We start from the raw sequence: 22,232 nt of genomic DNA, 5'->3' as shown, positions 1-22,232 counted from the left end.
TGTCGAGGAGACCGGATCGGTCACCGCAACTCTCCGACAGCCTCAAGCGGCAAGCGACCCGAGACGTTCCCATATCGTGGCCCGGACCGACGCCGTCGAAGAGACCGACGACCAGCGAACCGGCAGCGAGACCGTGCGCCGGCCGACCGGACTGGGCGTCCGATTGCGTGCGCTCTGGCGCGCGGTCGTCATCTCCTGGCAGTTCGTCCCGTTCGCGATCACCCTCCTGCGTGATCGCCGCCGGTTCCTTCTCTTCGGTCGCTCGCGTGACGTGACCAGCGCCCAGCAGTCCCGCCGGGCGCGAGCGCTGAAAGCGACGTTCGTCGACCTCGGTCCCGCGTTCGTCAAGATCGGGCAGATGCTCTCGACGCGGCCCGACGCGCTGCCGGCGGCCTACGTCGACGTGCTCGCGGAGCTTCAGGACCAGGTGCCGCCGGCTCCGTGGACGGACATCGAGCCGGTGATCGAGCGGGAACTGGGACCGATCGATTCGGTGTTCGAGACGTTCGACACCGATCCGATCAGCGGCGCGAGCCTCGGACAAGTGTACGTCGGCGAGGTCGACGGGGACCGCGTCGCGGTGAAGGTACTGCGGCCGAACGTCCGTCGCCGCGTCGAGTCGGACCTCCGCGTCGTGGCGACGCTGACGCCGGTCCTGCGCTGGGCGTCCCCGCCGGGCCAGGCGTTCACGCTCGGGAACCTCGCCGAGGAGTTCACCGTGACCATCCGCGAGGAGATGGACTACGCTCACGAGGCCCGCCGGCTCGACACCGTCCGCGAGAATTTCGCCGATGTCGACGACGTGTGTATCCCCGACTCGCTGCCCGAGTACTCGACCGACCGCGTTCTCACGATGCGCTACGTCGAGGGGACGAAGATCGACGACGTGGCCGCGATCGACGAACTGGGAGTCGACCGCGAGCGCATCGTCACGCGCCTGACCGAGATCTACATCAAGATGATCGTCGAGGACGGCGTCTTCCACGCCGACCCCCACCCCGGAAACCTCGCGGTACAGGACGACGGGACGATCGTCTTCTACGACTTCGGGATGACCGGCCGGCTCGGGCCGGAGACTCGCTCTCACCTCGTCGACTTCTACGTCGCCATCGCGACCGACGACATCGATCAGGTGATCGACTCGTTCGTCGCCATGGAGGCGCTGGACCCGACGGCCGACCGACAGATGGTGCGCGAGCTGTTCGAGATCGCCTTCGAGCAGTTCCGGGGGGCCGACCTGGACGAGTTCGACGTGGAGGGGATCATCAGCGAGTTCGAGGGGGCGATGTACGAGTTCCCGATGCGGATCCCCCAGGACCTCGCACACGTCGTCCGCGTGACGACGGTTCTCGACGGCGTGACCCGGACGCTCGCCCCCGAGTTCGACTTCATCGAAGTCGTCACGGACTACGTCCTCGAACGGGGGATGGCGAGTGGCGGCGGGGAGATCCGCGAGCGCGTGACCGACCAGCTGCGAGCCAGCGCGCGGGCGACCGTCGCGGTCCCGCCCCGACTCGACGACGCGCTCGAGAAGGTCGAACGCGGCGACCTCCCCCTCTCGGCGGTGATCGAAGACGACCGCGGTGCCTTCCGCAGGATGGCTCGGCGGCTCGTCTACGGGCTCTGTGTCAGCGTCGGCCTCCTCGCGATCGCCGGGCTCTACGCGATGGGGGCGCTGCGTGTGCTGGCCGCCGTGAGCGGGCTGACAGCACTGTTCGCTCTCGCGCTCGTCTGGTCGTTCCGGGGCCGGCGCGGTCCCGGCCTGGGCGCGTCGCCGCAGTTCATCCGCCAGGAGATGCGTCGCCGCCAGAGCGGCGAGGAGTAGCGCTCACAGCTCGCTGTCGGCGGCTCGCGTCCGCAGTTCGTCCGCTCGCTGTCGGATCGCCGTCAGCTGGTCGTCGTCCTTGTCGTCGAGGTGGCTGTAGACGAGCCCCATCCGGTGGTTCGACCGGAGCTGTGACTCGTTGCGGTCCAGAAAGTCCCAGTACAGCGTGTTGAACGGACACGCTCGCTCTCCGGTCGTCTTCGTCTTGTAGTACTGACAGTCGCTGCAGTGGTCGCTCATCTTGTCGACGTAGTTCGCCGAGGCGGCGTAGGGCTTCGTGGCGAACGCGCCAGAGCCGTACAGCCCCATCTCGACGACGTTTGGCGTCGTGACCCAGTGGAAGGCGTCGACGTAGCCGGCGTGGAACCAGCGGTTGAGCTGTGCGGGCTCGACACCGAGCAGCAGCGAGAAGTTCGAGAGCAGCATGAGCCGCTCGATGTGGTGTGCGTAGCCCCGCTTGCGAACGCCGTCGATGGCCGCGTCCAGACAGGCCATGTCCGTCTCGCCCGTCCAGAAGAACGCCGGGAGGTCTTCGCTCGCACCGAGCTGGTTCGCCGTCGCCAGCTCGGGCATCTCCCGACGGTAGACGTGCCGGACGAACTCCCGCCACCCGATCACCTGCCGGACGAACCCCTCGACGCTGTGCAGCGGTGCGTCGCCGGCCTCGTAGGCCTCGATCGCGCGCTCGACGACCTCCGCGGGCCCCAGCAGTCCGAGGTTCAGCGAAGTCGACAGCAGGCTGTGAGCCATCGCCCACTCGCTCTCGACCATCGCGTCCTGATACGCCCCGAAGTCGGCGAGGCGGTCCTCGACGAACGCGTCCAGCGCTCGGCGGGCTTGCTGTCGCGTCACCGGCCACCGGAACGGCTCCGGATCGGCCCAGTCACCGCCGTAGGGCGCTTCCTCGTAGCCTCCGTCGTGGTGGTCGCGGACCCACGACTGGACCCGACGCGTCGTCTCGTCGGGCTCGAACGTCGGCACCGTCGGGGGCTCCCACTCGTCGGGCGGCGTCTCGCGGTTCTGCTCGTCGTAGTTCCACTCGCCACCGACCGGGTCGTCGCCGTCCATCAGATAGCCGGTCTCCCGACGCATCGATCGGTAGAACGACTCGTGACGGTACGGCGGACCGTCCGTCCACTCGTCGAACGTCCCTGGCGCACAGAGGAACCGCTCGTCCGGCACCGTCGTGAGCGTCCCGCCGTGTCGCTCGATCAGCGTCCGCAGCCGCTCGGTGCCGCCGTGACTCGCCGGGGTCATCGTCACGAGATCGTCGTCGGGATGTCGCTCGAAGTGTGTCTCGAACCCGTCCTCGAACGTCTCCGCTCGGTAGTAGTCGACGGTCCGGCCCGCCTCGCGCAACGCGTCCCGGAAGTGACGCATCGCACTGAACACGAGCGTCGGCTTGTGCGGATGGTAGGGTAACCGACGGAGGAAACCGCTGGACTCGATCATCACCACGCGGTCGTCGGGCCGGTCGGCGAGTGGACCGAATCGCCGGGACAGCTGGTCGCCCAGCACCAGCACGGTCATTGCGAACCACTCTGTCGCATGTCCCGCCCTTCGTCCACACGAACAATGAACACCACCCCAACGAACGTTGGTCGTCGCCGTTTCGACGCCGCCAGATGCCCCGACGAGCCGCGTTTCGCTGTCGCGTGTCATCGCACCCCATCCGGCGGGATTCCCCGTGTTCGGCCACCTTATCCGTCTCCCCCTCCTACGTCGCTGTGTCTATGAGTGACTCCCTGAACCGACGGACGCTCCTCCGCAGTACCGGTGCAATCGCCGCAGCAGGCCTCCTCGCTGGCTGTAGTGGGGACGGCGGCGACGCCACCGAGAGCGCGACGGACGACGAGATGACCGAGAGCGCCACGGAAGCGGAGATGACCGAGAGCGGCGGTTCGTCGATGGAGGCCAGCGACGAGGTCGCCGACTACCTCGGCGAAACGTCGAACTTCGACGGGACGGTCGCCGACATGACCGGACAGGACACCGTCACCGTCACGGTCGGGGCAGAGGCCAACGGCGGCGCGTTCGGGTACGACCCCGCTGCCGTCCAGATCTCCTCGGGCACGACGGTCGAGTTCGAGTGGACCGGCGAGGGCGGAACCCACAACGTGAAGTCCGAGGGTGACGGTCCGCTGGACTCCGGCGGAGCAGTCGACACCGAGGGCGTCGAGTACGAACACACCTTCGAGTCGAGCGGTACCTTCCGCTACTACTGTACGCCCCACAAGTCGCTGGGGATGAAGGGCGCTATCGTCGTCGAGTGACGATCCGGCCGACGCCAGCCTCGTGACGATCGTCTCGCCGCCACCGGGCGGCGACACCGCTCACTGACCGCCTCGTCTTATACTGCCGGCTGTCACTGTTTCGCGATATTCGCGACACGGGGTCGCAAAATTCGTCACAGACAGACAGTCGGCAGTATCAGCCGCGGTCGGTCCCATTACTTCTCGTGACGTACAGCGAGTACGCGATGATCCCGAAGCCGACGAAGGTCAACGCGCTCTCGACGACCAGCGCCACCGACGGATCGGCGATCAACTGATCGGCGATGCCGGCCAGCAGCGAGCCGAACGTGACGACGCCGAATCCGGCTGCGAGGTACAGTAGTCCGGACGCGCCGGTCCTGTACCCCGCTTTCGCGGCCAGATAGGTGATCAACGCCCCGAGCGCCAACGTGCCCGTCTTGAACGCGATGACGACGAGCGGTATCTCCGTGTTCATAGTTCCTCACTGATCTGTGACCAGAAGCGCGCGAGGCGCTCGTCCGGTGTCTCCTCGTGGTCGACGACGTCTACGTCGAACGATTCGTCGCCGTCGAACGCCACGAACACGCCCCTGAAGTCCCTGACGAACTGCGTCGTGTGGTGGCCGTCGTCCCGGACTTTCGTTCGCTCGGCGACCAGCGCCGCGTCGCTCAGCGTCTCCAGCTTCCTGTAGGCACTCGTCTGCGAGAGATCACACTGGTCGGCGACTCCCTTGGCCGTCGTCGGTTCGTCGAGCGCGGCGACGATCGCGCGGCAGTCGGGGTCTGCCAGTGCATCGAACAGGGCCTGTTCGGACGGCACCTCGTCAGTCATGCGTCTCTGTGGGCCGTGGCCGCTGCGGTCGCGTCCGACCGGACCAGTCGGAACAAGACTGTCTGCCAGTCGGGTGGAGGCTTGGGAATGGTAGCGGTCCGAGTCGGACGGCGGGGAACCGCGCGCGGCGTGCCCACCGTAGTATCGTCCCCGCAATGTAAAGGGAAAAGTCATGCTTTCCAGATCCTGCAAACCGGGGGTCCCTTTTACGAGCGAGCCCCCAGTAGCTCTCACTCGCTATGCGACGGTCCCTCTCCAGACGACAGCTCCTCCAGGGCGTATCGTTCGCGTCGGTCCCGGCACTCGCCGCCCGTCTCGGGTCCGGCCGGTCCGGCTCACCTGCGGCGGCGACTCCGACGCCGACGACAGCGACACCCTCGTCGACCGACGCCCCGGTCGACGACCTCGACGCGTGGCTCGCCGACGCCAACGGCTACGACGGCCGCTCCCGAAACGTCGGTTACGACGACCTGGTCGAGGTACTGGTCGGACATCCGATAGAGGGCGACGGCTACGCCTTCGACCCGCCGGCCGTCACCGTCACGCCCGGCACGACGGTGGTGTGGCGCTGGCTCGACCACGGCGGCCCACACAACGTCGTCGCGGTCGACGGCAGCTTCGATAGCGGCGAGGCCACCGACCGGCCAAACGAGACCTACTCCCACCACTTCGAGACGACCGGCGTGTACCCCTACGTCTCCGAACCTCGGCGGGACGACGGACTGAAAGGCGTGATCCGGGTCCGGAAGCCGCCGGAGAGTGGCTATCCCGACCTCGACCACTGGCTCGTCGACGTCGACGGCTGGGACGGGAGCCTCGCCGACCGCACGGACTCGGACGCGGTCTCTGTGACCGTCGGCAGCCCCGGTAACGGCGGTAACTTCGCGTTCGATCCGCTCGCAGTCAGGTGTTCGACCGGAACGACTGTCGCGTTCGAGTGGACCGGCGACGGTGGCGCACACGACATCGCGTTCCAGGGCGACATCGGGACCTCGGACATCTACAGCGAGAGCGGCCGCCACTTCGAAGTGACCTTCGACGAACCGGGCGTCTACCTGTACGCCTGCCGCCCTCACGAGGGGATCGGCCAGCGCGGCGGCATCGTCGTCGAGGAGTAACCACGGCTCGGTCGCGTCTGTCGCGCTGTGACGGCAAGAACCGTGTTCCGGCCGACCGTCTCGCTTTGCTCGGTGCTTCGTGGGTCCGTGTCGTACTGAGTGCGGGCCGACGGGCGTGATCGAACACGACGCTTCGCGACCTGCATGACGGCCGCGAACGAACGGGGTGAGAGAGCGGGCGTGGCGGGAGTGAGCAAACGCGGAGCGTTTGCGAGCTACGCCACGGCCGCAAGTGTGTTTCGAGCGGACGCGAGAAACCACGAAGCGGGCGTGGCGGGATTCGAACCACGGTCGGACGTGCTCGCTTCGCTGCGCGCGACCTCCCTGATTAGAATCCCGCCATGCCGGTTCGCTCACTGCGTTCGCTGCACGGGCGTGGCGGGATTCGAACCCGCGATCGAGGGGTTAGGAACCCCTCGCCCTCGTCCACTAGGCCACACGCCCTATCGAGCGGTGTACGAGACGGCTGAAAAACGCTGCTGTTCCGCCGTGGGACCCAGGAGCTAACCGGTGGATGGATGGAGAAGGGATTGGGAACCTGTCGGGACCGTCGCGGGCGTTACTCGGTGGCTGTTTCGGAGGCGGTCTCCGAAGCGGTGTCGTCGGCGGTCGTCTCGACGAACTCGGAGTCGGGCTCCTCGGTCGCGCCCTGACTCTCGCCTGGGCCCTCGCGGATCTCTTCGAGTTCCTGCTCGACTTCCTCGCGGCCTTTCTGGAACTCGCCCATCGCCTCACCCGTCGAGCGAGCGAGCTTCGGGATCTTGTTTGCACCGAACAGCAGGACCGCGATCAGGAGAATGATCATCATCTCCTGGGTCCCCGGTAAACCGATCTGCAGTAGGGTTGCTACCATTGTAGCAGGACTTAGCGTGAGGTCTAATATAGGCTTTTTGCTCACCCTGATCGACGAACCGTATCGCTCGGGAGGTTCTGGAACGCAAGCGACTTGATCTGGTACCCGCTACGGGTGAGTGATGCTCTCTACTGGTGACGAAGCGCCGTCGTTTACGGCACCACTGGCGAACGGTGACATCGAGTCGTTCACGCTCACAGACCGCCTCGACGAGGCACCGATCGTCCTCGCTTTCTTCCCGGGTGCGTTCACCGGCGTCTGTACCCACGAGATGAACACGTTCCAGGATCGCCTCGACGACTTCAGCGAGGCCGGCGCGAGCGTGTACGGCGTCAGCATCGACACGCCGTTCTCACAGAACGAGTTCCGCGACAAGCTCGGTCTGGAGTTCGACCTGCTCAGCGACTCGAACCGCGAGGTCGTCGACGAGTGGGGCCTCTCGATGGACTTCGACGAACTGGGTGTCGACGGCGTCGCCAAACGCTCCGTGTTCGTCATCGACGGCGACGGCGTCGTCCAGTACGCCTGGGTGAGCGACGATCCCGGCGTCGAGCCGGAGTACGACGACGTGCTCGACGCCGTCGAGGCTATCTGAGGATCGGGTGACCGGCCCGCTGTGTTCGGCAGGCCGGGGCTACCAGCGCGTCAGGCTTCGCCGTACACCGGGACCGCAGCGCCGCTGGTGACGGGGGCTCCCTCCGAGCACAGGAACAGCATCATCGTCGCGATATCGTCCGGGTCGACCCACGTCTCGAAGTCGGCGTCGGGCATCATCTCGCGGTTCATCGGCGTGTCGATGACGCTCGGCATGACCGCGTTGGCCCGGACGACCCCCTCGTTTTCGGCGGCAATCGTCTCGGTCAGAAGTCGCACGCCGGCCTTGGTCGCGCGGTAGATTCCGTCGCCCTCGCCACCCTCAAGCGAGGAGCGCGCCGAGACCGAGACGACGGCACCCTCACTCTCTCGGAGGTGCGGAAGCGCGTGTTTCGACGCCAGAAACATCGTCTTGAGATTTACGTCGAACAGGAAGTCGAACGTGTCGGCGTCGGTCTCGTGGATCGGATCGCCGCCGCGCCACGTCCCGGCGATGTTACAGAGGGCGTCGAGGCGGCCGTGCTCTTCGACCACACCGGCCACGATGTCGGCCACGTCGTCCTCGTCGGTGAAATCGCCCTGGTAGTAGTCGATGGCTTCCGTCTCGTCGAGCAGGAAGTCCTCGCTCTCCGGGGCGACGATGTCGGCTCCACAGACCGTCGCACCGGCGTCGTCGAACGCACGAGCGACGGCACCACCGAGAGCACCGCCGACGCCGGTCACCAGTACGACGCTGCCGTCGAAGTCAAATTCGACTGACATACGGGGTAGCTCGGGCCGACAGCGGATAAAACCCAGTCCGAGTTGCCCACAGCGGAGCCTTTCGTTTCTGATACTACCGGCTGTACGTCTGTGAAGAATTTCGCGATCCCGTATCGCGAATCTCTTGAAACTACTCTGTTGAATCCGGTGATGGCGGCCAAGTCGACGGGCTATAGTAACAATTGAAACGATTTACACACCGATCGCACTGCTGTCGTGCGATCGGGTGTGCATTGATTTTCAATGGCTACTATAGCGTCCAGTGTGTCAGATGGACTCGGCAACAAATAGCGAGTCAGAATCTGCTTTCGCTCTCCAAAGCTGACCCATCAATCGAAGGTCGGTTGTAAGAATTCGTCACCAATGGAGTCTGATAACTGTGTCTTCAGCCTCAATCCCAGTGCCGTCTGCGGATTCAACAGAGCACGCCAAACTTAACGCGATGCTGTTCAGTAAAAGCTTAGATGGAGAACTGAATCACTGTGGGAAGCCCTCGTAATCCTCCCGCAATCTCTCCAACTCACTCACAATCTCTGAGATGGCGGCAAGCGGCGGCTCTTCAACATCCAAATCAGCCTCTCTTGCAAACTTGAGAAGTCGTTCATCACATGAGATCACCTGATCGCAGAGCTCATCAAGTTCTACAGAAGCACCCAATGCCACTTCAGCAGGTGGTGCTGGATGCTCAACCGATTTGGACTTGGTCGTTCGATCTTGATAACAGATCCGGACAGCGTTATCCGACAGCCGTTCAAATAACAAGTCAAACCGTTCTCCAGTAAATTCGGATCGATACTGCTCGTAAAGACCTACATTGCCGCGTTTCAGTAAACTCACCGCTTTCGTTAGATTGAGCAAATCAAATAAAATACGTGTTCCGACGTATCCGCATGGGGCCGTCCTGTCGGTAACGAGTTCGCCGTTCTCGTCAATAAGACGAGTTAAGGTCTGTCCGTCTGCGACAACCTGAATTCTCCCAGTGACCATCGCCTGACTAACTGGGTTCTCGTCGAATTTCACAGATAGTTCAACGGATTTCATACGAATAATTCTGGGAATGCTGTAATAATCACACCGCAATCTGGATCTCGGATAAGCCTGACTCTACTCTGTTGAATCCGGTGATGGCGGCCAAGTCGACGGGCTATAGTAACAATTGAAACGATTTACACACCGATCGCACTGCCGTCGTGCGATCGGGTGTGCATTGATTTTCAATGGCTACTATAGCGTCCAGTGTGTCAGATGGAGTCGGCAACAGATAGCGAGTCAGAATCTGCTTTCGCTCTCCAAAGCTGACCCATCAATCGAAGGTCGGTCGTAAGAATTCGCCACCAATGGAGTCTGATAACTGTATCTTCAGCCTCAATCCCAGTGCCGTCTGCGGATTCAACAGAGCACTTGAAACAGTTACAGCCAGTATAAGACGAAGTGACGGCGGGACGAACGGCGAGGCGACGTGTCCGACGACTCGGTGGCGTGTCCGGCACGGCCGACACGTCACGAATCGGTGGGCGATACCCACAGTTCTATGGGTTCTGGCGACGACAGATCGGCCCTCGACGGGGACACCGTCCCGGGAGACCCCCGCGTTTCAGAATCCGCTTATCACCGCTGAAAACTGCGCGCGAATCTATTAATCCGTGAACGCCCAGCATCGACACGATGAGTTCTGAGACATCATCTCTCCTTCCTGAGTTTATCGGGGACAGTTACGCCCTGCGACTCGGACTCGCGCTGGCGCTGGCGGTGATCGTCGTCATCGCCGTCGGCGCTGTGGTGAGCGTCCAGGCTTCAGACGAGCTGGAGTCCGACGTAGCGTCCGATCTGCGCGCGACCTCGGCGACTCAGGCCGACCAGATCGACGCGTGGCTCGAGTCGGCTCGACAGAGCGTCCGGATGACCTCTGCGCTGCCGGTCTTCGAGTCCGGGTCGACCAGCGAGATACAGGCGCAGTTGAACACCTTACAGGACAACGACAGGCTCCCGGCCGACGTCGTCGCAGTCCACTACGTCGACACGACGACGATGGAGATCGAGGCCAGTTCGAACGAGGACTTCGTCGGCGTCGACGCCAGCGAGCAGGGAGCGCCGTTCGCGACCGACCCCCCGAGCTTCGAGGGGCCGGACGACACGCACGTGACCGATCCATTCCAGGTCTCGATCGTCGACCACCCGATCATCGCCGTTCTCTCGCCGGTCGAGGGCGACAGCGATCACGCGATCGTCTTCATGACCGATCTGAAGGAGCGGACGGAGGCGTTCTCCGACCAGCGTGACGGGTCATACACCGCCGTGGTCAACGACGACGGTCAGTACATCGCCCACCCCAACAGTAGCAAGATCAACACGGCACACGACGGCAGCATGACGATGCCGGCGTCGGGTGAATCCGGGTTCGTGGCGATGGGCGACACGCTGATGGGCATGACGACGCTCGAAACGGCCGACTGGACGGTGATGGTCCACTCCGACCGGAGCGAGGCCTACGCGCTGAGCTCCCAGATCAACTCCGACCTGATCGGGATCGTGTTGTTCGCGGTGATCAACCTCGGGCTCGTCGGCGTCACGATCGGGAGCGGCACGATCGTCTCCCTTCGCCGACTCTCCAACAGGGCCGAGGAGATGGGTGCCGGCGACCTCGACGTGGACCTGACCACCGCCCGGACCGACGAGATCGGCTCGCTGTACCAGTCGCTCGACGACATGCGGACGAACCTCCGAGAGACGATCTCAGACGCCGAGGAGGCACGACGCGAGGCCGAGCAAGCCAAGAGCGACGCCCAACAGGCTCGTGAGGACGCCGAGGAAGAGCAGGCAGAGATGGAGGCACTGACGGGCCACCTCGAACTGAAGGCCACCGAGTACAGTGACGCACTGTCCTCTGCGGCCGACGGCGACCTCACCGTCCGCGTCGACACCGAGAGCATGAACGACGCGATGAGCGAGGTCGGCGAGGAGATCAACGCCATGCTGGCGGATCTCTCTACGACCATCGCCGAGATGAAGTCCTTCGCGAGCAACGTGTTGCAGGCGAGCGACGACGTGGGGACGAACGCCCAGCGGGTCGACCGGGCCAGCCAGCAGGTCAGCGAGTCGATCCAGGAGATCTTCGACGGGACGAACGAACAGAGCGAACGACTCCAGAACGCGGCCTCGGAGATGGAGAACCTCTCTGCGGCCTCCGAGGAGATGGCGGCGTCGGCCCAGCAGGTGGCCGACACGTCCCAGTCGGCCGCCGAGGTCGGCGAAGACGGCCGTAGTGCGGCCCAGGAGGCCATCGAGGAGATGAACAGCATCGAGGCCGAGACCGAGGAGACCGTCGCCGAGATCAACGCGCTCGACGAGGATCTCGACGAGATCGGCGAGATCGTCTCGGTGATCACCCAGATCGTCGAGCAGACCAACATGCTCGCGCTCAACGCCTCGATCGAGGCGGCCCACGCCGACGCGGAGGGCGCGGGCTTCGCCGTCGTCGCAGACGAGATCAAGGGCCTCGCCGAAGAGACCAAAGAGGCCGCGGGGGACATCGAGGAGCGCATCGAGCGCATCCAGTCACAGGCCGGCGACACCGTCGAGACGATGGAGTCGACCAGCCAGCGGATCACCGACGGCGTCGAGACCGTCGAAGAGGCCGTCAACGCCCTGGAGACCATTGTCGAGTACACGGAGGAGGTCGACGCCGGTATCCAGGAGATCGACCGGGCGACCGAAGAGCAGGCAGAGACGGCGACGGAGCTGCTGGAGATGATCGACAAGCTGACCGAGATCAGCCAGGAGACCGCGACGGAGGCGGACACGGTCGCCGGTGCGGCCGAGGACCAGGCACACTCCATCGGCGAGGTGTCTGACTCCGCGACGGAACTCAGACAGCGTGCAGACGAACTCGAACAGGCGCTCGACCGGTTCTCGGTGCAGTCTGCCGAGAGTCCCGGCCAGCAGACGACTGCGGCCACTGACGACGACTAACGATGATAGAACTCTGGTTCACACTCGGTACGATCGGTATGCTCGCTGGGACGGCAATTCTCGCCTACGGCTTCAGGCTCGTCCCGGCCGAGAGACGCACCCGGTACGCGGTGCTGGTCTCGATTCCCGGCATCGCGATCTTCGCCTACGCGATCATGGCACTCGGCATCGGCGGCTTCGACACGGGAACCCACACCGTCTGGATTCCCCGCTACGTCGACTGGCTGCTGACGACACCCCTGAACGTCCTGTTCCTCGGGCTGTTCGCGGGTGCCGACCGCGAGACGATCGGGAAACTCGTCGGCTTGCAGGTCCTGACGATCGTCTTCGGATTCGCGGGCGCGGTGATCGGAGGGCTGCTCTCCTGGGGACTGTTCGCGCTGGGCGGGCTCGCCTTCGTCGGCGTCGGCTACCTGCTGTACGGCGCGATCACAGACGCGGCCGTCGACACGCTCTCGGAGGTCGGATTCGGTGTCTACGAGACGCTGCGCAACTTCGTCGTCGTGCTCTGGGGCATCTATCCGATCATCTGGATCCTCGGACAGTCCGGACTCGGGCTGATGGACCTCGAAACGACGGCGCTGGTCGTCGCCTACCTCGACGTGGTGACGAAGGTCGGCTTCGGCCTGCTTGCGCTCAGTGGCGAGGCGATCGTCGAAGAACTCGGGACGCAGGTGTTCGAAGACGAGGACGCGGTGATGGCTCCAGACCACGACGCACAGCCGTCTGACTGACTCTACCGGCTGTACATCTCTGGCGATGCCGTGAAGACGCATCGTGAAAACGCGTCCTGAGTGTGGGGCAGTCACTCACACTGCTTGCGATCGTCTATTCGTGACCGGCGATCACCGAAGGAGTCGAGGAAAAACCGTCGTACGGCTAAACGATCGGAATCAGTGGATGCCCATCGCTTCGATCTGTTCCTGGTAGCGGTTCCGGATCGTCACTTCGGTCACCTGGGCGACGTCGGCGACCTCTCGCTGGGTCTTCTTCTCGTTGCACAGCAGCGACGCGGCGTAGATCGCCGCCGCGGCGTAGCCCGTGGGGGACTTGCCCGACAGCAGGCCCTGCTCGGCGGTCACGTCGATGATCTCGTTGGCCTTCGACTGGACCTCCTCGCTCAGTTCGAGTTCGCTGGCGAAGCGCGGCACGTACTGTTTGGGGTCGACCGGCTCCATCTTGAGCTTGAGCTCCTGGGCGACGTAGCGATACGTGCGCCCGATCTCCTTTTGCTCGACCCGAGAGACGTCCGAGACCTCTTCGAGGCTCCGTGGGATGCCTTCCTGTCGGCAGGCGGCGTACAGACAGGAGGTCGCGACGCCCTCGATGGAACGGCCGCGGATGAGGTCCTCGTCCAGCGCGCGCCGGTAGATCACCGACGCGACTTCTCGCACCGAACGAGGAACGCCCAGTGCCGACGCCATCCGATCGATCTCCGAGAGGGCAAACTGGAGGTTTCGCTCCCCCGCGTCCTTCGTCCGGATTCGCTCCTGCCACTTTCGCAGTCGGTGCATCTGGGACCGCTTCTTCGACGAGATGGACCGGCCGTACGCGTCCTTGTCCTTCCAGTCGATCGTCGTCGTCAGCCCCTTGTCGTGCATCGTCTGGGTCGTCGGTGCCCCGACGCGGGACTTGCTCTGCCGTTCAGAATGGTTGAACGCGCGCCATTCCGGGCCGCGGTCGATGTTCTCATCTTCGATGACGAGTCCGCAGTCTTCGCAGATGAGTTCGCCGCTCCCGTCCGTCGATATTGCCGTCGAGTCACACTCAGGACAGGTCTGCTCGGATTCTTCCGTCTCCTGCTCCTGCGTCCCGTCGTGCTCGCGCTGGCGGGTGGGGCGCTCCATGTGTCCTTTTATGGAGAAACAATTCAGACATATAAACGTTTGGCTGGTGGCGACCAGTGCCGATAGTAACACGAGCTTACTCGACGGAATGTGACAGCTCAGCGCTTCTTTGCACGGATCTCGTTTCAGCACCCCTCTCGTGTGAATCCATCGATCGGGCGATTCCCACGGCGGTATCCCAACGAGAAGTGAGTTCCAGTAAAGGCTTATCCGATACGACGACCCGATAACATCCATGGACGTTGCCGTACTCGGGACCTCGACCACCGGTCACGCGCTCGCCGCGTGGTGCCTTCGGTCCGACGCCGCCGTTCGTCTCTACGGGGACGACGCCAACGCCGTGATGGACAGCGTCGACGCGGTCCAGCGACGCGCTGGCCGCGAGGACGCGATCGACGGCACGACCGGACTGGAAGCGGCCGTCGGCGGTGCCGACGTTGTCTTCGACCTCACCGGACGCGAGATCGACGCTCGGCGGGACCTGCTGGCCGAGGTCGAGGCACTGGTCGCGGTGGAGACGCTGCTCGTCGTCGGAGACACGTCCGACCGAATCACGGCCGTCGCGGCGGGTCTCCGCCGGCCCGGCCGCGCGCTCGGCATCCACGTGGTCGATCCGGCAGAGAGCCGGCTGGTCGAACTCGTCGTCGCCGAGCAGACGACGGCAGACACGCGGGACCGCGCGGTGTCGTTCGTCGAGTCGCTCGACACCATGCCCATCGTGGTCCGGGACACGCCGGGATTCGCGACGACGCGACTCGACCTGGCGGCCATCGTGGAGGCCGTCAGGATGGTCGAAGAGGGGGTCGCCAGCGTCACGGCCATCGACCGCGCGCTCGAACTGGGTCGCGACCACCCGATCGGTCCGCTCGGACTGGCCGACCGGTTGGGGCTCGACACCGTGCTGTCGGCGCTTGAAACCCTGGCCCTAGAGCTCGGTGGGCGGTTCGATCCGCCGGACCTCCTCTTCGAGAAGGTCGAGGCGGGCGATCTCGGTCGCCAGACCGGTACCGGTTTCTACGAGTGGGAGAACGGTGAACGGGTCGGGCCGGCGAGTCCGAATCCGACGGTCGAAACCCGATCAGCTGAGGCGAGTGAGCGATGAGCCGGTCCGAGCGGCGGCGAGGGGACTCGCCGGTCGAGCAGGACGACGCCGACATGAGCGACCTGTTCGACGACCTCTCGGAGCTGGAGAGCCTCGTCGACTCACCGGAGGAACGAGCCCGCGTCCGCGAGGCGATGCAGACGGCGAGCGAGGTCGACGACGACGGGCCGGTGTTCGGCCGGGTCGTCTGGGGGTTCGACCGTGCGGACCTCGCAGAGTCGGTTCTGGGCGCGCTGCTCTTTGGCATCCCGATGGCCGTCGAGGGCGGGACGGTCGACTCCGGGCAGTTCATCGCCGCTCGCCCCCTGTTCCTGATCCTGACGCTGATCGCGACGGTCGCGGTCGTCGTCGGGATCCTCTACGTGGCCGACATTCAGGACGTGCGGGTGGCCTACGCGTTCTTCGGTCTCGTCCCTCGGCGACTTGTGGGCGTCCTCGGCTCGTCGTTCGCGACGGCCGTCGCGCTGTTGAGTGTCTGGGGCGTCGTCGACTGGGCGGACCCGTGGCTGGACTTCTGTGTCTGCGTCGTGGCCTTCTTCCCGATGGCCATCGGTGCCGCGCTGGGTGACATCCTGCCGGGGAGCTAGTCCAGCGGACTACTGCGGCCGTTCGGAGACCCACTCCCTACTCCGGTGCGTTTGACAATCGTTAAAAGTCGTGGCCGGATACGAGAGTGTATGAGCGAGAGCGAAACTCAGCAAAAACGCACGCAGAAGTGCGTCTCGTGTGGCATCAACATCGCCGGCACGAACGCCGCCGCGTTCAAGTGCCCGGACTGCGGTCAGCAGATCTACCGCTGTGGGACCTGCCGCAAGCAGAGCAACCTCTACGAGTGTCCCGACTGTGGCTTCCGGGGGCCCTAACGATGGGGAAAGTCGCCGCCAAGATCAAGGTCATGCCGAACAGCCCCGACGTCGACCTGGACGCGCTCCAGGAGCGTCTGGAAGGCTCGCTCCCCGAGGGCGCGAAGATCAACGGCGTCGAGCGCGACGACGTGGCCTTCGGGCTCGTCGCCCTGTTCCCGACGGTGATCGTCCCCGACGACAGCGGTGGCACGGAAGCCGTCGAGGAGGCCTTCAGCAACGTCGACGACGTGGAGTCGGTCTCCGTCGAGAACGTCGGCCGAATATAGACCGAGCGCTTTCTTCCCCGCCGTTCGACGCACCGAGTCGCGACGCTCGCGCTGGTCGAGGTGCGATCCGCCCTGCCGAGAGTCCGGTGGCGCTGGCGCGACGGGAACGCACGTTTTATTAGGACGACCGGATTACCCCTCCGCACGAATGCCCAGTTCGGATGGACCCCTCAAAGGAACGCGGAACAAGCTGAAGAACAAGCCTCGCGAGCGCGGCACCTCGCCGCCCCAGCGCGCCGTCGAGCAGTACGAGGAGGGCGACACGGTCCACCTCAAGATCGACCCGTCGGTCAACGACGGTCGCTTCCACCCGCGCTTCGACGGTTCGACCGGCGTCGTCCTCGGACAGCAGGGCGAAGCCTACAAGGTCGAGATCAACGACAACGGCAAGGACAAGACGATCATCGTCACGCCCGCACACCTCCGCCGACAGGAGTAAGGTATGACGATCTTCAAAGAGAAGGTCGACGAGGAGTACCTCACGATCGCCGAAACGAAGGAGATCCTCGAAGACATCGAAGCCGAGCGCTCGATGGACGAGGACCGGGAGATGCGCTACGAACTCGCTCGTGCGATCGAGCACGTCAACCGATTCGCGATGCTCGATCCCGACGAGGCCGAGGAGTTCGTCGACCAGCTCCGGGACCTGGAGAAGGTCGACGAGGCGACCGCTTACAAGATCGCGAACCTCCGACCGCTGGATCGCGACGAGCTGCGCTCCGTGTTCGCACAGGAGCGGTACTCGCTGTCGGGCGACGAACTCGACGAGATTCTCAACGTCGTCAAACAGTACGCGTAGATCGGTCGCCCGCGTGGCGATTGTCACCGGCCTCCCCGACCCACGCCATTAAGTGGGCGCTAGACCTATCGACTGCCATGAGCGATACCGAGAGCGGTGACGACGGCGAACCGGCCGTCGTCTTGGACTTCCTGCCACACGGCAAGTCCGAGGACGACCGGCCACAGTATCAAAAGCAGCCGCTCGCGTACGCGATGGGGACCGAAGACTTCCGGCTCTACGAGATCGTGGTCGGAGAGGAGACGGACGTGACCTTCGGTGACCGCATCGACGTTCACAGCACCGACTTCGACCGGGTCAGCGTCGTCGAGTACGACGACCTCCCGAGCGGTGCGCAGTCCGAACTCGACTACGCCGTCGAGGACCTCGTCGAGGCAGAGGCAGGTCGGTTCGTCGACTTCTACAACGAGGCCCAGCCGATCACGCTCCGGCTCCACCAGCTGAACCTGCTGCCCGGAATCGGCAAGAAGCTGCGCAACTCCATTCTGGACGAGCGAAAGCGCAAGCCCTTCGAGAGCTTCGAGGAGCTCGAAGAACGAGTCAGTGGCCTCCACAACCCCAAGGAAGTCCTGGTCGAACGGATCCTCGAAGAGCTATCGGAAGACGACCTGAAGTACAGCAGGTTCGTGCGCCGCGAAGACCAGTCGTAGTCGGCCCGGAAGTGACAGCGTTTTACGGGCCTGCCCGCTATCCGGGAGCGATGACTACCGACGGACCGCCCTCCGAGGGGGCCGACGGCGCTCGCGATCCTGACGCGCTCGTCGCCCGTGCGGGCAAGCGAGCGGACACCCGACAGGACCAGCACTTCTTGATCGACGATCGAGTTCTGGACCGGATTCCGGGGTACGCCGACCAGATGGACCGATCCCACGTACTGGAAGTCGGTGCCGGTCCCGGCGCGCTGACGGATCGACTGCTCGCGGTCGCGGACCGGGTAACTGCGATCGAGCGCGATCCCGACTTCGCGGCCCACCTCCGCGAGGAGTTCGCCGACGCCATCGACGCCGATCGCCTGACGATCGTCGAGGGCGACGCCCTCGACGTGGACCTGCCCGAGTTCTCCGCGAGCGTCTCGAATCTCCCATACGGGGCCTCCAGCGAGATCGCGTTCCGGCTGCTTCCGCGTGGAAAGCCGCTCGTCCTGATGTTCCAGCAGGAGTTCGCCGAACGGATGGCGGCCGATCCCGGAAGCGACGACTACGGGCGGCTCTCGGTGACGGCAGGCCACTACGCCGACGTCGAGATCGTCGAGACGGTGCCGCCGACGGCGTTCGACCCACAGCCCCGCGTCGACAGTGCCATCGTCCGGCTCCGGCCGCGCGAACCCGACTACAGCGTCCCGGACGACGACTTCTTCATGGACTTCCTCAAGGGCGTGTTCACACAGCGTCGCAAGACGATGCGAAACGCCGTCCGGAACACGGCCCACATCACCGACCTCGGGGATCCCGACGCCGTCGTCGACGCCGCAGACGAGTCGCTGATGGGCAAGCGCGCGGGAGAGCTATCGCCCGCGACGTTCGCGGCGCTGGCGACACTCGCGTACGAGACCGGCCGACCCGGAGAGTACTAGCGATGCCCGGCCAGCCGCCGACGGACGACGACGACGGACGACCCTCGCTTGCCACACAGCGCGACACGGAGACGGTGTACCAGCCGGCAGCGGACTCCGATCTGCTGGCGCGGACGGCCAGGTCACACGCCACGCCCGGCGACCGCGGGCTCGACGTGGGAACGGGCTCGGGCTACGTCGCCGAGACGCTGGCCGAGGCGGGCGTCGACGTAGTCGCGTCCGATCTGAACCCGGACGCCTGTCGCGAGGCAGCGGCTCGCGGTGTCCCGGCCGTCCGTGCCGACCTGCTCGCTCCGTTCCGCGAGGACGCCTTCGATCTCGTCACGTTCAATCCACCGTACCTCCCGACCGAGCCAGACAAGGAGTGGGACGACTGGATGGAACACGCGCTCTCGGGCGGGGAAGACGGCCGCAGGCTCGTCGACCCCTTCCTCGAAGCGGTCGAGCGCGTGCTGGCCCCCGGCGGACGTGTCTTCCTGCTGATCAGCAGCCTCACCGGGATCGGCGACGTGCAACGCTACGCCCACGAGCGGGGGCTCGCGGGCGAGATCGTCGCCGACGAGGCACACCCCTACGAGCGACTGGTCGTGATCCGGTTCGAGTCGCGAGACGAGAGCCCGCTCCCGTGATCGGCTGTGTGCTGTGAGACGGGGCCGCCCCGAGGGACGGGCAGACGCCGAGTCGACTCTCGCGTGAGACGACTGGCGGCGTCACTCGTGGTGGTGAATCCACTCGCTGGTCGGGACGAACGCCGTCGCTCCGCAGGCTCCACAGGCCTCGGGTGGTTCGAACTGGTGATCGCCGGCCGAGCGGTGAACCGGCGTGCCGGCGTGTGTCACCTGGCAGTTCGAACAGACGAACTCGACGACGTTTTCGGGGCTGTGTGCCATACTGCGTCTTCGAACGTCACACAAATATAGGTGCGGTAGCACGTACCACCACAGGGCTGTGACGCCCGGTGATCGGAACTCCGTCGAATAACTACCGGACATTTTCTGATATAGGAAATATTAAAGCCCGTCATTTCCAACCTAGCCGTAATGACACAGGTAGTCGCCACGACAGCCGGTCTGTTCCCGCTTCCGGACTGGGCGAAAGACGAACTGTCTCGACTGAAAGGCCACCAGAAGTCCGACCTCGTCAGCGGTGACGAGGGACCGGAGATCGTCGACGCCTACGACCGCGCTCGCAAAGAGGTCGTCAGCGTCCAGACCGACGCCGGCCTCGACCGCGTCTCCGAGGGCCAGCTGCGCTGGGACGACATGATCGCTCACCCGCTGGCGGTCGCCGACAGCGTCGAGACCCGCGGGATCGTCCGCTACTACGACAACAACAACTTCTACAGAGAGCCGGTCGTCACCGGCGACCTCGAAGCCTCCGGCGACGTGGCCGGCGAACTCGACGCCGCGGCAGCACACGTCGATTCGGGGCTCCAGGCGGTCCTGCCGGGTCCGTACTCGCTCGCGGACCTCGCGACCGACGAGCACTACGGCGACGAGGCGGCGTTCCTCGACGCCGTCGCGGACTTTCTCGCCGCCGAGGCCGACCAGTTCCCGGACGTCGAGACGCTGTTCCTGCTGGAGCCGTCTCTCGTCGAGAACGCGCCCGGTGAGGGGGCCGACGAGCGCGCCAGCGAGGCAATCGACACCGTCGCTTCGGCCGTCGACGCCGACGTGGTCGCTCACACCTACTGGGGCAGTCTCGACGAGAAGGTGTACGCCCACCTCATGGACGCCGACGTGGACGCCATCGGCTTCGACCTGATCGCCGACCACGAGCAGAACGTCTACAACGTCCAGGAGTACGGCACCAAAGACGACGTGGCACTCGGCCTGGTCGACGGCCAGAACACGTTCGTCGAGACTCCCGAAACGATCCGCGAGCGCGTCGAGTGGTTCGTCGAGCAGACCGACGGCGACTACGACACCGTCTACGCGACGGCCAACACCGAGCTGTTCTACCTCCCGCAGAACAAGTTCGAGGCCAAGATCGAGGCGCTGGCTGACGCCGCCGCGATCGAGGAGGTGGAAGCATGACGGGTCCCCGAGAGCAGTTCCGACCCGAGGACCACGACAACGAGCACTTCCTGCTGACCAGCGTCGTCGGCTCCTACCCCAAGCCCAAGTGGCACGACCGCGCCCGCGAGCTGTTCGAAGACCCCGACGCCGACTTCGACGAGCACAACTGGGAAGAGGCGAAGGACGACGCCGCCCGACTCATCACGCAGGAACACGAGCGGTCCGGGCTCGACACCGTCGTCGACGGCGAGATGCGCCGCAACGAGATGGTCGAGTACTTCGCCGAGCTGATCGACGGCTACGAGTTCAACGGCCGCGTGAAGGTGTGGGGCCACAACTACTTCGACAAGCCCTCGATCGCCGACGAGGTCGAGTACGGCGAGGAGTGGCTCGTCGACGAGTACAAGTTCACGTCGTCGGTCTCCGACCGCCCGGTCAAGGTGCCGATCACCGGTCCCTACACGCTCGCCCGCTGGGCCTTCAACGAGGCCTACGAGACGACCGAGGACGCCGCCTACGCCCTGGCGGACCTCGTCAACGAGGAGATCGAGCGCCTCGTCGACGCCGGCTGTAAGTACGTCCAGATCGACGAGCCGGCTCTCGCCCAGTACGAGGACGACCACGCGATCGTCGGCGAGTGTCTCGAACGCATCGCCGACGGGCTCCCAGAGGACGTGCGCCTCGGCCTGCACGTCTGTTACGGCGACTACTCTCGGATCTACCCCGAGATGCTGGAGTACCCGGTCCACGAGTACGACCTCGAACTCGCCAACGGCGACTACGAGCAACTCGACGTGTTCAAGAACGACGAGTTCACGAAGGACTTCGCGATGGGCGTCGTCGACGCCCACGTCGCCGAGGTCGAGTCCGTAGAGGAGATCAAAGACAACATCAAGAAAGGGCTGGAAGTCGTTCCGCCCGAGCAGCTGACGGTCTCCCCGGACTGCGGGATCAAGCTCCTGCCCCGCGAGGTCGCCTACGGCAAGATGGAGAACATGGTCCAGGCGGCCCGCGAGATCGAACAGGAGCTCGACGAGGGCGAGATCGACGTGGTCGGTGGACAGACGGCGAGCGCGGACTAAGCGAGACGCCGAGCGAAGCGAGGGGTCTCGTTTTTGCGAGCGGGAGCGTAGCGACACGCGAGCAGCGAAGGGCATGCCGAGCGAAGCGAGGGGTCTCGTTTTTGCGAGCGGGAGCGTAGCGACACGCGAGCAGCGAAGGGCATGCCGAGCGAAGCGAGGGGTCTCGTTTTTGCGAGCGGGAGCGTAGCGACACGCGAGCAGCGAAGGGCGCGCCGAGCGAAGCGAGGGGTCTCGTTTTTGCGAGCGGGAGCGTAGCGACACGCGAGCAGCGAAGGGCATGCCGAGCGAAGCGAGGGGTCTCGTTTTTGCGAGCGGGAGCGTAGCGACACGCGAGCAGCGAAGGGCGCGCCGAGCGAAGCGAGGGTCTCCGAAAGCCGAGCGGTGAAACCGCGAGGCCCTCTCCACCCCGCCTGTCGACCCTCAGTATTACGGATCGACAACGTTTACGGCGGAGCCGTTCGACCTCACGAGT

25 protein-coding genes and 1 tRNA gene are annotated in these 22,232 nt (G+C 64.8%); 17 read left to right on the top strand and 9 right to left on the bottom strand.

The genetic code is table 11. From position 1 onward, the window contains the following. The first annotated feature begins 76 nt into the window (after nucleotides 1–76). Nucleotides 77–1,825: an ABC1 kinase family protein gene (locus tag HMUK_RS13040; RefSeq protein WP_015763638.1), complete on the top strand. Its 1,749-nt coding sequence runs from the start codon at nucleotides 77–79 to the stop codon at nucleotides 1,823–1,825. A 3-nt stretch (nucleotides 1,826–1,828) separates the two neighbouring features. Here HMUK_RS13040 and HMUK_RS13035 read toward each other — a convergent pair whose 3' ends face one another. Further along, complete coding sequence (locus HMUK_RS13035; protein ID WP_015763637.1) at nucleotides 1,829–3,355, bottom strand: cryptochrome/photolyase family protein; 1,527 nt, start codon at nucleotides 3,353–3,355, stop codon at nucleotides 1,829–1,831. Between the two features lie 203 nt (nucleotides 3,356–3,558). On the opposite strand from HMUK_RS13035, the gene HMUK_RS13030 reads away from it, so the two are divergent. Beyond that, nucleotides 3,559–4,098 carry a halocyanin domain-containing protein gene (locus HMUK_RS13030; RefSeq protein WP_015763636.1) on the top strand — a complete coding sequence of 180 codons (540 nt, stop codon included), beginning with the start codon at nucleotides 3,559–3,561 and terminating at the stop codon, nucleotides 4,096–4,098. Nucleotides 4,099–4,255: 157 nt separating this feature from the next. Here the strand turns inward: HMUK_RS13030 and HMUK_RS13025 are convergent, their stop codons facing one another. Together HMUK_RS13025 and HMUK_RS13020 are read right to left on the bottom strand one after the other, a co-directional pair. Beyond that, complete coding sequence (locus HMUK_RS13025; protein WP_015763635.1) at nucleotides 4,256–4,555, bottom strand: DUF7521 family protein; 300 nt, start codon at nucleotides 4,553–4,555, stop codon at nucleotides 4,256–4,258. Continuing rightward, complete coding sequence (locus HMUK_RS13020) at nucleotides 4,552–4,911, bottom strand: winged helix-turn-helix domain-containing protein (RefSeq protein WP_015763634.1); 360 nt, start codon at nucleotides 4,909–4,911, stop codon at nucleotides 4,552–4,554. Before HMUK_RS13020 ends, HMUK_RS13025 begins: the two co-directional genes overlap by 4 nt. A gap of 239 nt (nucleotides 4,912–5,150) precedes the next feature. On the opposite strand from HMUK_RS13020, the gene HMUK_RS13015 reads away from it, so the two are divergent. Then, a complete protein-coding gene (locus HMUK_RS13015; RefSeq protein WP_015763633.1) occupies nucleotides 5,151–6,029 on the top strand; it encodes a halocyanin domain-containing protein in 879 nt (292 codons plus the stop codon). A 370-nt stretch (nucleotides 6,030–6,399) separates the two neighbouring features. Here the strand turns inward: HMUK_RS13015 and HMUK_RS13010 are convergent. After that, nucleotides 6,400–6,473 (bottom strand) — tRNA-Arg (locus HMUK_RS13010). 115 nt (nucleotides 6,474–6,588) lie between these two features. Continuing rightward, on the bottom strand, nucleotides 6,589–6,882 hold the full coding sequence (locus HMUK_RS13005) for a twin-arginine translocase TatA/TatE family subunit (protein WP_015763632.1): 294 nt from the start codon (nucleotides 6,880–6,882) through the stop codon (nucleotides 6,589–6,591). A gap of 121 nt (nucleotides 6,883–7,003) precedes the next feature. Here HMUK_RS13005 and HMUK_RS13000 point away from each other — a divergent pair, with 121 nt between their 5' ends. Then, entirely contained in the window at nucleotides 7,004–7,477 is a 474-nt protein-coding gene (locus HMUK_RS13000; protein WP_015763631.1) for a redoxin domain-containing protein, read from the top strand. Between the two features lie 50 nt (nucleotides 7,478–7,527). Here the strand turns inward: HMUK_RS13000 and HMUK_RS12995 are convergent, their stop codons facing one another. Beyond that, complete coding sequence (locus HMUK_RS12995) at nucleotides 7,528–8,238, bottom strand: SDR family oxidoreductase (protein ID WP_015763630.1); 711 nt, start codon at nucleotides 8,236–8,238, stop codon at nucleotides 7,528–7,530. 477 nt (nucleotides 8,239–8,715) lie between these two features. Continuing rightward, nucleotides 8,716–9,258 (bottom strand): hypothetical protein, encoded by a 543-nt coding sequence (locus HMUK_RS17270; protein ID WP_126967071.1) that lies wholly within the window; start codon nucleotides 9,256–9,258, stop codon nucleotides 8,716–8,718. Between the two features lie 645 nt (nucleotides 9,259–9,903). Here HMUK_RS17270 and HMUK_RS12990 point away from each other — a divergent pair. Both HMUK_RS12990 and HMUK_RS12985 read left to right on the top strand, forming a co-directional pair. After that, the gene (locus tag HMUK_RS12990) at nucleotides 9,904–12,207 is read left to right on the top strand and encodes a methyl-accepting chemotaxis protein (RefSeq protein WP_015763629.1); all 2,304 of its coding nucleotides are present in this window, start codon (nucleotides 9,904–9,906) and stop codon (nucleotides 12,205–12,207) included. 2 nt (nucleotides 12,208–12,209) lie between these two features. Beyond that, the gene (locus HMUK_RS12985) at nucleotides 12,210–12,941 is read left to right on the top strand and encodes a bacteriorhodopsin (RefSeq protein WP_015763628.1); all 732 of its coding nucleotides are present in this window, start codon (nucleotides 12,210–12,212) and stop codon (nucleotides 12,939–12,941) included. A 159-nt stretch (nucleotides 12,942–13,100) separates the two neighbouring features. On the opposite strand, the gene HMUK_RS12980 is transcribed toward HMUK_RS12985, so the two are convergent. Continuing rightward, a complete protein-coding gene (locus tag HMUK_RS12980) occupies nucleotides 13,101–14,054 on the bottom strand; it encodes a transcription initiation factor IIB (protein ID WP_015763627.1) in 954 nt (317 codons plus the stop codon). Between the two features lie 235 nt (nucleotides 14,055–14,289). Here HMUK_RS12980 and HMUK_RS12975 point away from each other — a divergent pair, with 235 nt between their 5' ends. The 9 genes from HMUK_RS12975 (at nucleotide 14,290) to HMUK_RS12935 (ending at nucleotide 19,289) form a co-directional block, all read left to right on the top strand. After that, complete coding sequence (locus tag HMUK_RS12975) at nucleotides 14,290–15,156, top strand: 3-hydroxyacyl-CoA dehydrogenase family protein (protein ID WP_015763626.1); 867 nt, start codon at nucleotides 14,290–14,292, stop codon at nucleotides 15,154–15,156. Further along, nucleotides 15,153–15,743 (top strand): DUF2391 family protein, encoded by a 591-nt coding sequence (locus tag HMUK_RS12970; RefSeq protein ID WP_015763625.1) that lies wholly within the window; start codon nucleotides 15,153–15,155, stop codon nucleotides 15,741–15,743. Before HMUK_RS12975 ends, HMUK_RS12970 begins: the two co-directional genes overlap by 4 nt. A 90-nt stretch (nucleotides 15,744–15,833) precedes the next feature. Next, entirely contained in the window at nucleotides 15,834–16,019 is a 186-nt protein-coding gene (locus tag HMUK_RS12965; RefSeq protein ID WP_015763624.1) for an HVO_2753 family zinc finger protein, read from the top strand. Nucleotides 16,020–16,021: 2 nt separating this feature from the next. Then, on the top strand, nucleotides 16,022–16,288 hold the full coding sequence (locus tag HMUK_RS12960; RefSeq protein WP_015763623.1) for an elongation factor 1-beta: 267 nt from the start codon (nucleotides 16,022–16,024) through the stop codon (nucleotides 16,286–16,288). A 148-nt stretch (nucleotides 16,289–16,436) separates the two neighbouring features. Continuing rightward, the gene (locus tag HMUK_RS12955) at nucleotides 16,437–16,727 is read left to right on the top strand and encodes a 50S ribosomal protein L21e (protein WP_015763622.1); all 291 of its coding nucleotides are present in this window, start codon (nucleotides 16,437–16,439) and stop codon (nucleotides 16,725–16,727) included. Nucleotides 16,728–16,730: 3 nt separating this feature from the next. Next, complete coding sequence (locus HMUK_RS12950; protein WP_015763621.1) at nucleotides 16,731–17,087, top strand: RNA polymerase Rpb4 family protein; 357 nt, start codon at nucleotides 16,731–16,733, stop codon at nucleotides 17,085–17,087. Between the two features lie 77 nt (nucleotides 17,088–17,164). Continuing rightward, on the top strand, nucleotides 17,165–17,737 hold the full coding sequence (locus tag HMUK_RS12945) for a DUF655 domain-containing protein (protein ID WP_015763620.1): 573 nt from the start codon (nucleotides 17,165–17,167) through the stop codon (nucleotides 17,735–17,737). A 50-nt stretch (nucleotides 17,738–17,787) separates the two neighbouring features. Then, the gene (locus HMUK_RS12940; protein ID WP_015763619.1) at nucleotides 17,788–18,660 is read left to right on the top strand and encodes a 16S ribosomal RNA methyltransferase A; all 873 of its coding nucleotides are present in this window, start codon (nucleotides 17,788–17,790) and stop codon (nucleotides 18,658–18,660) included. A 2-nt stretch (nucleotides 18,661–18,662) separates the two neighbouring features. Then, nucleotides 18,663–19,289, top strand: coding sequence for a HemK2/MTQ2 family protein methyltransferase (locus tag HMUK_RS12935; protein ID WP_015763618.1), 627 nt, complete (start codon nucleotides 18,663–18,665; stop codon nucleotides 19,287–19,289). Between the two features lie 81 nt (nucleotides 19,290–19,370). Here the strand turns inward: HMUK_RS12935 and HMUK_RS12930 are convergent, their stop codons facing one another. Further along, nucleotides 19,371–19,550 carry a hypothetical protein gene (locus HMUK_RS12930; RefSeq protein WP_015763617.1) on the bottom strand — a complete coding sequence of 60 codons (180 nt, stop codon included), beginning with the start codon at nucleotides 19,548–19,550 and terminating at the stop codon, nucleotides 19,371–19,373. A 150-nt stretch (nucleotides 19,551–19,700) separates the two neighbouring features. On the opposite strand from HMUK_RS12930, the gene HMUK_RS12925 reads away from it, so the two are divergent. Together HMUK_RS12925 and HMUK_RS12920 are read left to right on the top strand one after the other, a co-directional pair. Then, nucleotides 19,701–20,696 (top strand): hypothetical protein, encoded by a 996-nt coding sequence (locus HMUK_RS12925; RefSeq protein WP_015763616.1) that lies wholly within the window; start codon nucleotides 19,701–19,703, stop codon nucleotides 20,694–20,696. After that, nucleotides 20,693–21,760, top strand: a complete 1,068-nt coding sequence (locus HMUK_RS12920; RefSeq protein WP_015763615.1) for a methionine synthase — start codon at nucleotides 20,693–20,695, stop codon at nucleotides 21,758–21,760. The genes HMUK_RS12925 and HMUK_RS12920 overlap by 4 nt, the downstream gene beginning before the upstream one ends. Nucleotides 21,761–22,232: the final 472 nt, after the last annotated feature.

Source organism: Halomicrobium mukohataei DSM 12286, assembly GCF_000023965.1.
GTDB lineage: Archaea > Halobacteriota > Halobacteria > Halobacteriales > Haloarculaceae > Halomicrobium > Halomicrobium mukohataei.
Note: the sequence above shows the minus strand (reverse complement) of the source record. Positions and strands in the feature narration are given on the sequence as shown.

Bases quoted from the DNA above. Each gene is read 5' to 3' on its own strand.
- HMUK_RS12950 (WP_015763621.1), top strand. From the start codon at position 16,731: ATGACGATCTTCAAAGAGAAGGTCGACGAGGAGTACCTCACGATCGCC.
- HMUK_RS12945 (WP_015763620.1), top strand. From the start codon at position 17,165: ATGAGCGATACCGAGAGCGGTGACGACGGCGAACCGGCCGTCGTCTTG.
- HMUK_RS12975 (WP_015763626.1), top strand. From the start codon at position 14,290: ATGGACGTTGCCGTACTCGGGACCTCGACCACCGGTCACGCGCTCGCC.
- HMUK_RS13015 (WP_015763633.1), top strand. From the start codon at position 5,151: ATGCGACGGTCCCTCTCCAGACGACAGCTCCTCCAGGGCGTATCGTTC.
- HMUK_RS12930 (WP_015763617.1), bottom strand. From the start codon at position 19,550: ATGGCACACAGCCCCGAAAACGTCGTCGAGTTCGTCTGTTCGAACTGC.
- HMUK_RS12920 (WP_015763615.1), top strand. From the start codon at position 20,693: ATGACGGGTCCCCGAGAGCAGTTCCGACCCGAGGACCACGACAACGAG.
- HMUK_RS13000 (WP_015763631.1), top strand. From the start codon at position 7,004: ATGCTCTCTACTGGTGACGAAGCGCCGTCGTTTACGGCACCACTGGCG.
- HMUK_RS12970 (WP_015763625.1), top strand. From the start codon at position 15,153: ATGAGCCGGTCCGAGCGGCGGCGAGGGGACTCGCCGGTCGAGCAGGAC.
- HMUK_RS12990 (WP_015763629.1), top strand. From the start codon at position 9,904: ATGAGTTCTGAGACATCATCTCTCCTTCCTGAGTTTATCGGGGACAGT.
- HMUK_RS12955 (WP_015763622.1), top strand. From the start codon at position 16,437: ATGCCCAGTTCGGATGGACCCCTCAAAGGAACGCGGAACAAGCTGAAG.
- HMUK_RS13005 (WP_015763632.1), bottom strand. From the start codon at position 6,882: ATGGTAGCAACCCTACTGCAGATCGGTTTACCGGGGACCCAGGAGATG.
- HMUK_RS12985 (WP_015763628.1), top strand. From the start codon at position 12,210: ATGATAGAACTCTGGTTCACACTCGGTACGATCGGTATGCTCGCTGGG.
- HMUK_RS12995 (WP_015763630.1), bottom strand. From the start codon at position 8,238: ATGTCAGTCGAATTTGACTTCGACGGCAGCGTCGTACTGGTGACCGGC.
- HMUK_RS12925 (WP_015763616.1), top strand. From the start codon at position 19,701: ATGACACAGGTAGTCGCCACGACAGCCGGTCTGTTCCCGCTTCCGGAC.
- HMUK_RS12965 (WP_015763624.1), top strand. From the start codon at position 15,834: ATGAGCGAGAGCGAAACTCAGCAAAAACGCACGCAGAAGTGCGTCTCG.
- HMUK_RS13025 (WP_015763635.1), bottom strand. From the start codon at position 4,555: ATGAACACGGAGATACCGCTCGTCGTCATCGCGTTCAAGACGGGCACG.
- HMUK_RS13020 (WP_015763634.1), bottom strand. From the start codon at position 4,911: ATGACTGACGAGGTGCCGTCCGAACAGGCCCTGTTCGATGCACTGGCA.
- HMUK_RS12960 (WP_015763623.1), top strand. From the start codon at position 16,022: ATGGGGAAAGTCGCCGCCAAGATCAAGGTCATGCCGAACAGCCCCGAC.
- HMUK_RS12935 (WP_015763618.1), top strand. From the start codon at position 18,663: ATGCCCGGCCAGCCGCCGACGGACGACGACGACGGACGACCCTCGCTT.
- HMUK_RS13030 (WP_015763636.1), top strand. From the start codon at position 3,559: ATGAGTGACTCCCTGAACCGACGGACGCTCCTCCGCAGTACCGGTGCA.
- HMUK_RS12980 (WP_015763627.1), bottom strand. From the start codon at position 14,054: ATGGAGCGCCCCACCCGCCAGCGCGAGCACGACGGGACGCAGGAGCAG.
- HMUK_RS12940 (WP_015763619.1), top strand. From the start codon at position 17,788: ATGACTACCGACGGACCGCCCTCCGAGGGGGCCGACGGCGCTCGCGAT.
- HMUK_RS13035 (WP_015763637.1), bottom strand. From the start codon at position 3,355: ATGACCGTGCTGGTGCTGGGCGACCAGCTGTCCCGGCGATTCGGTCCA.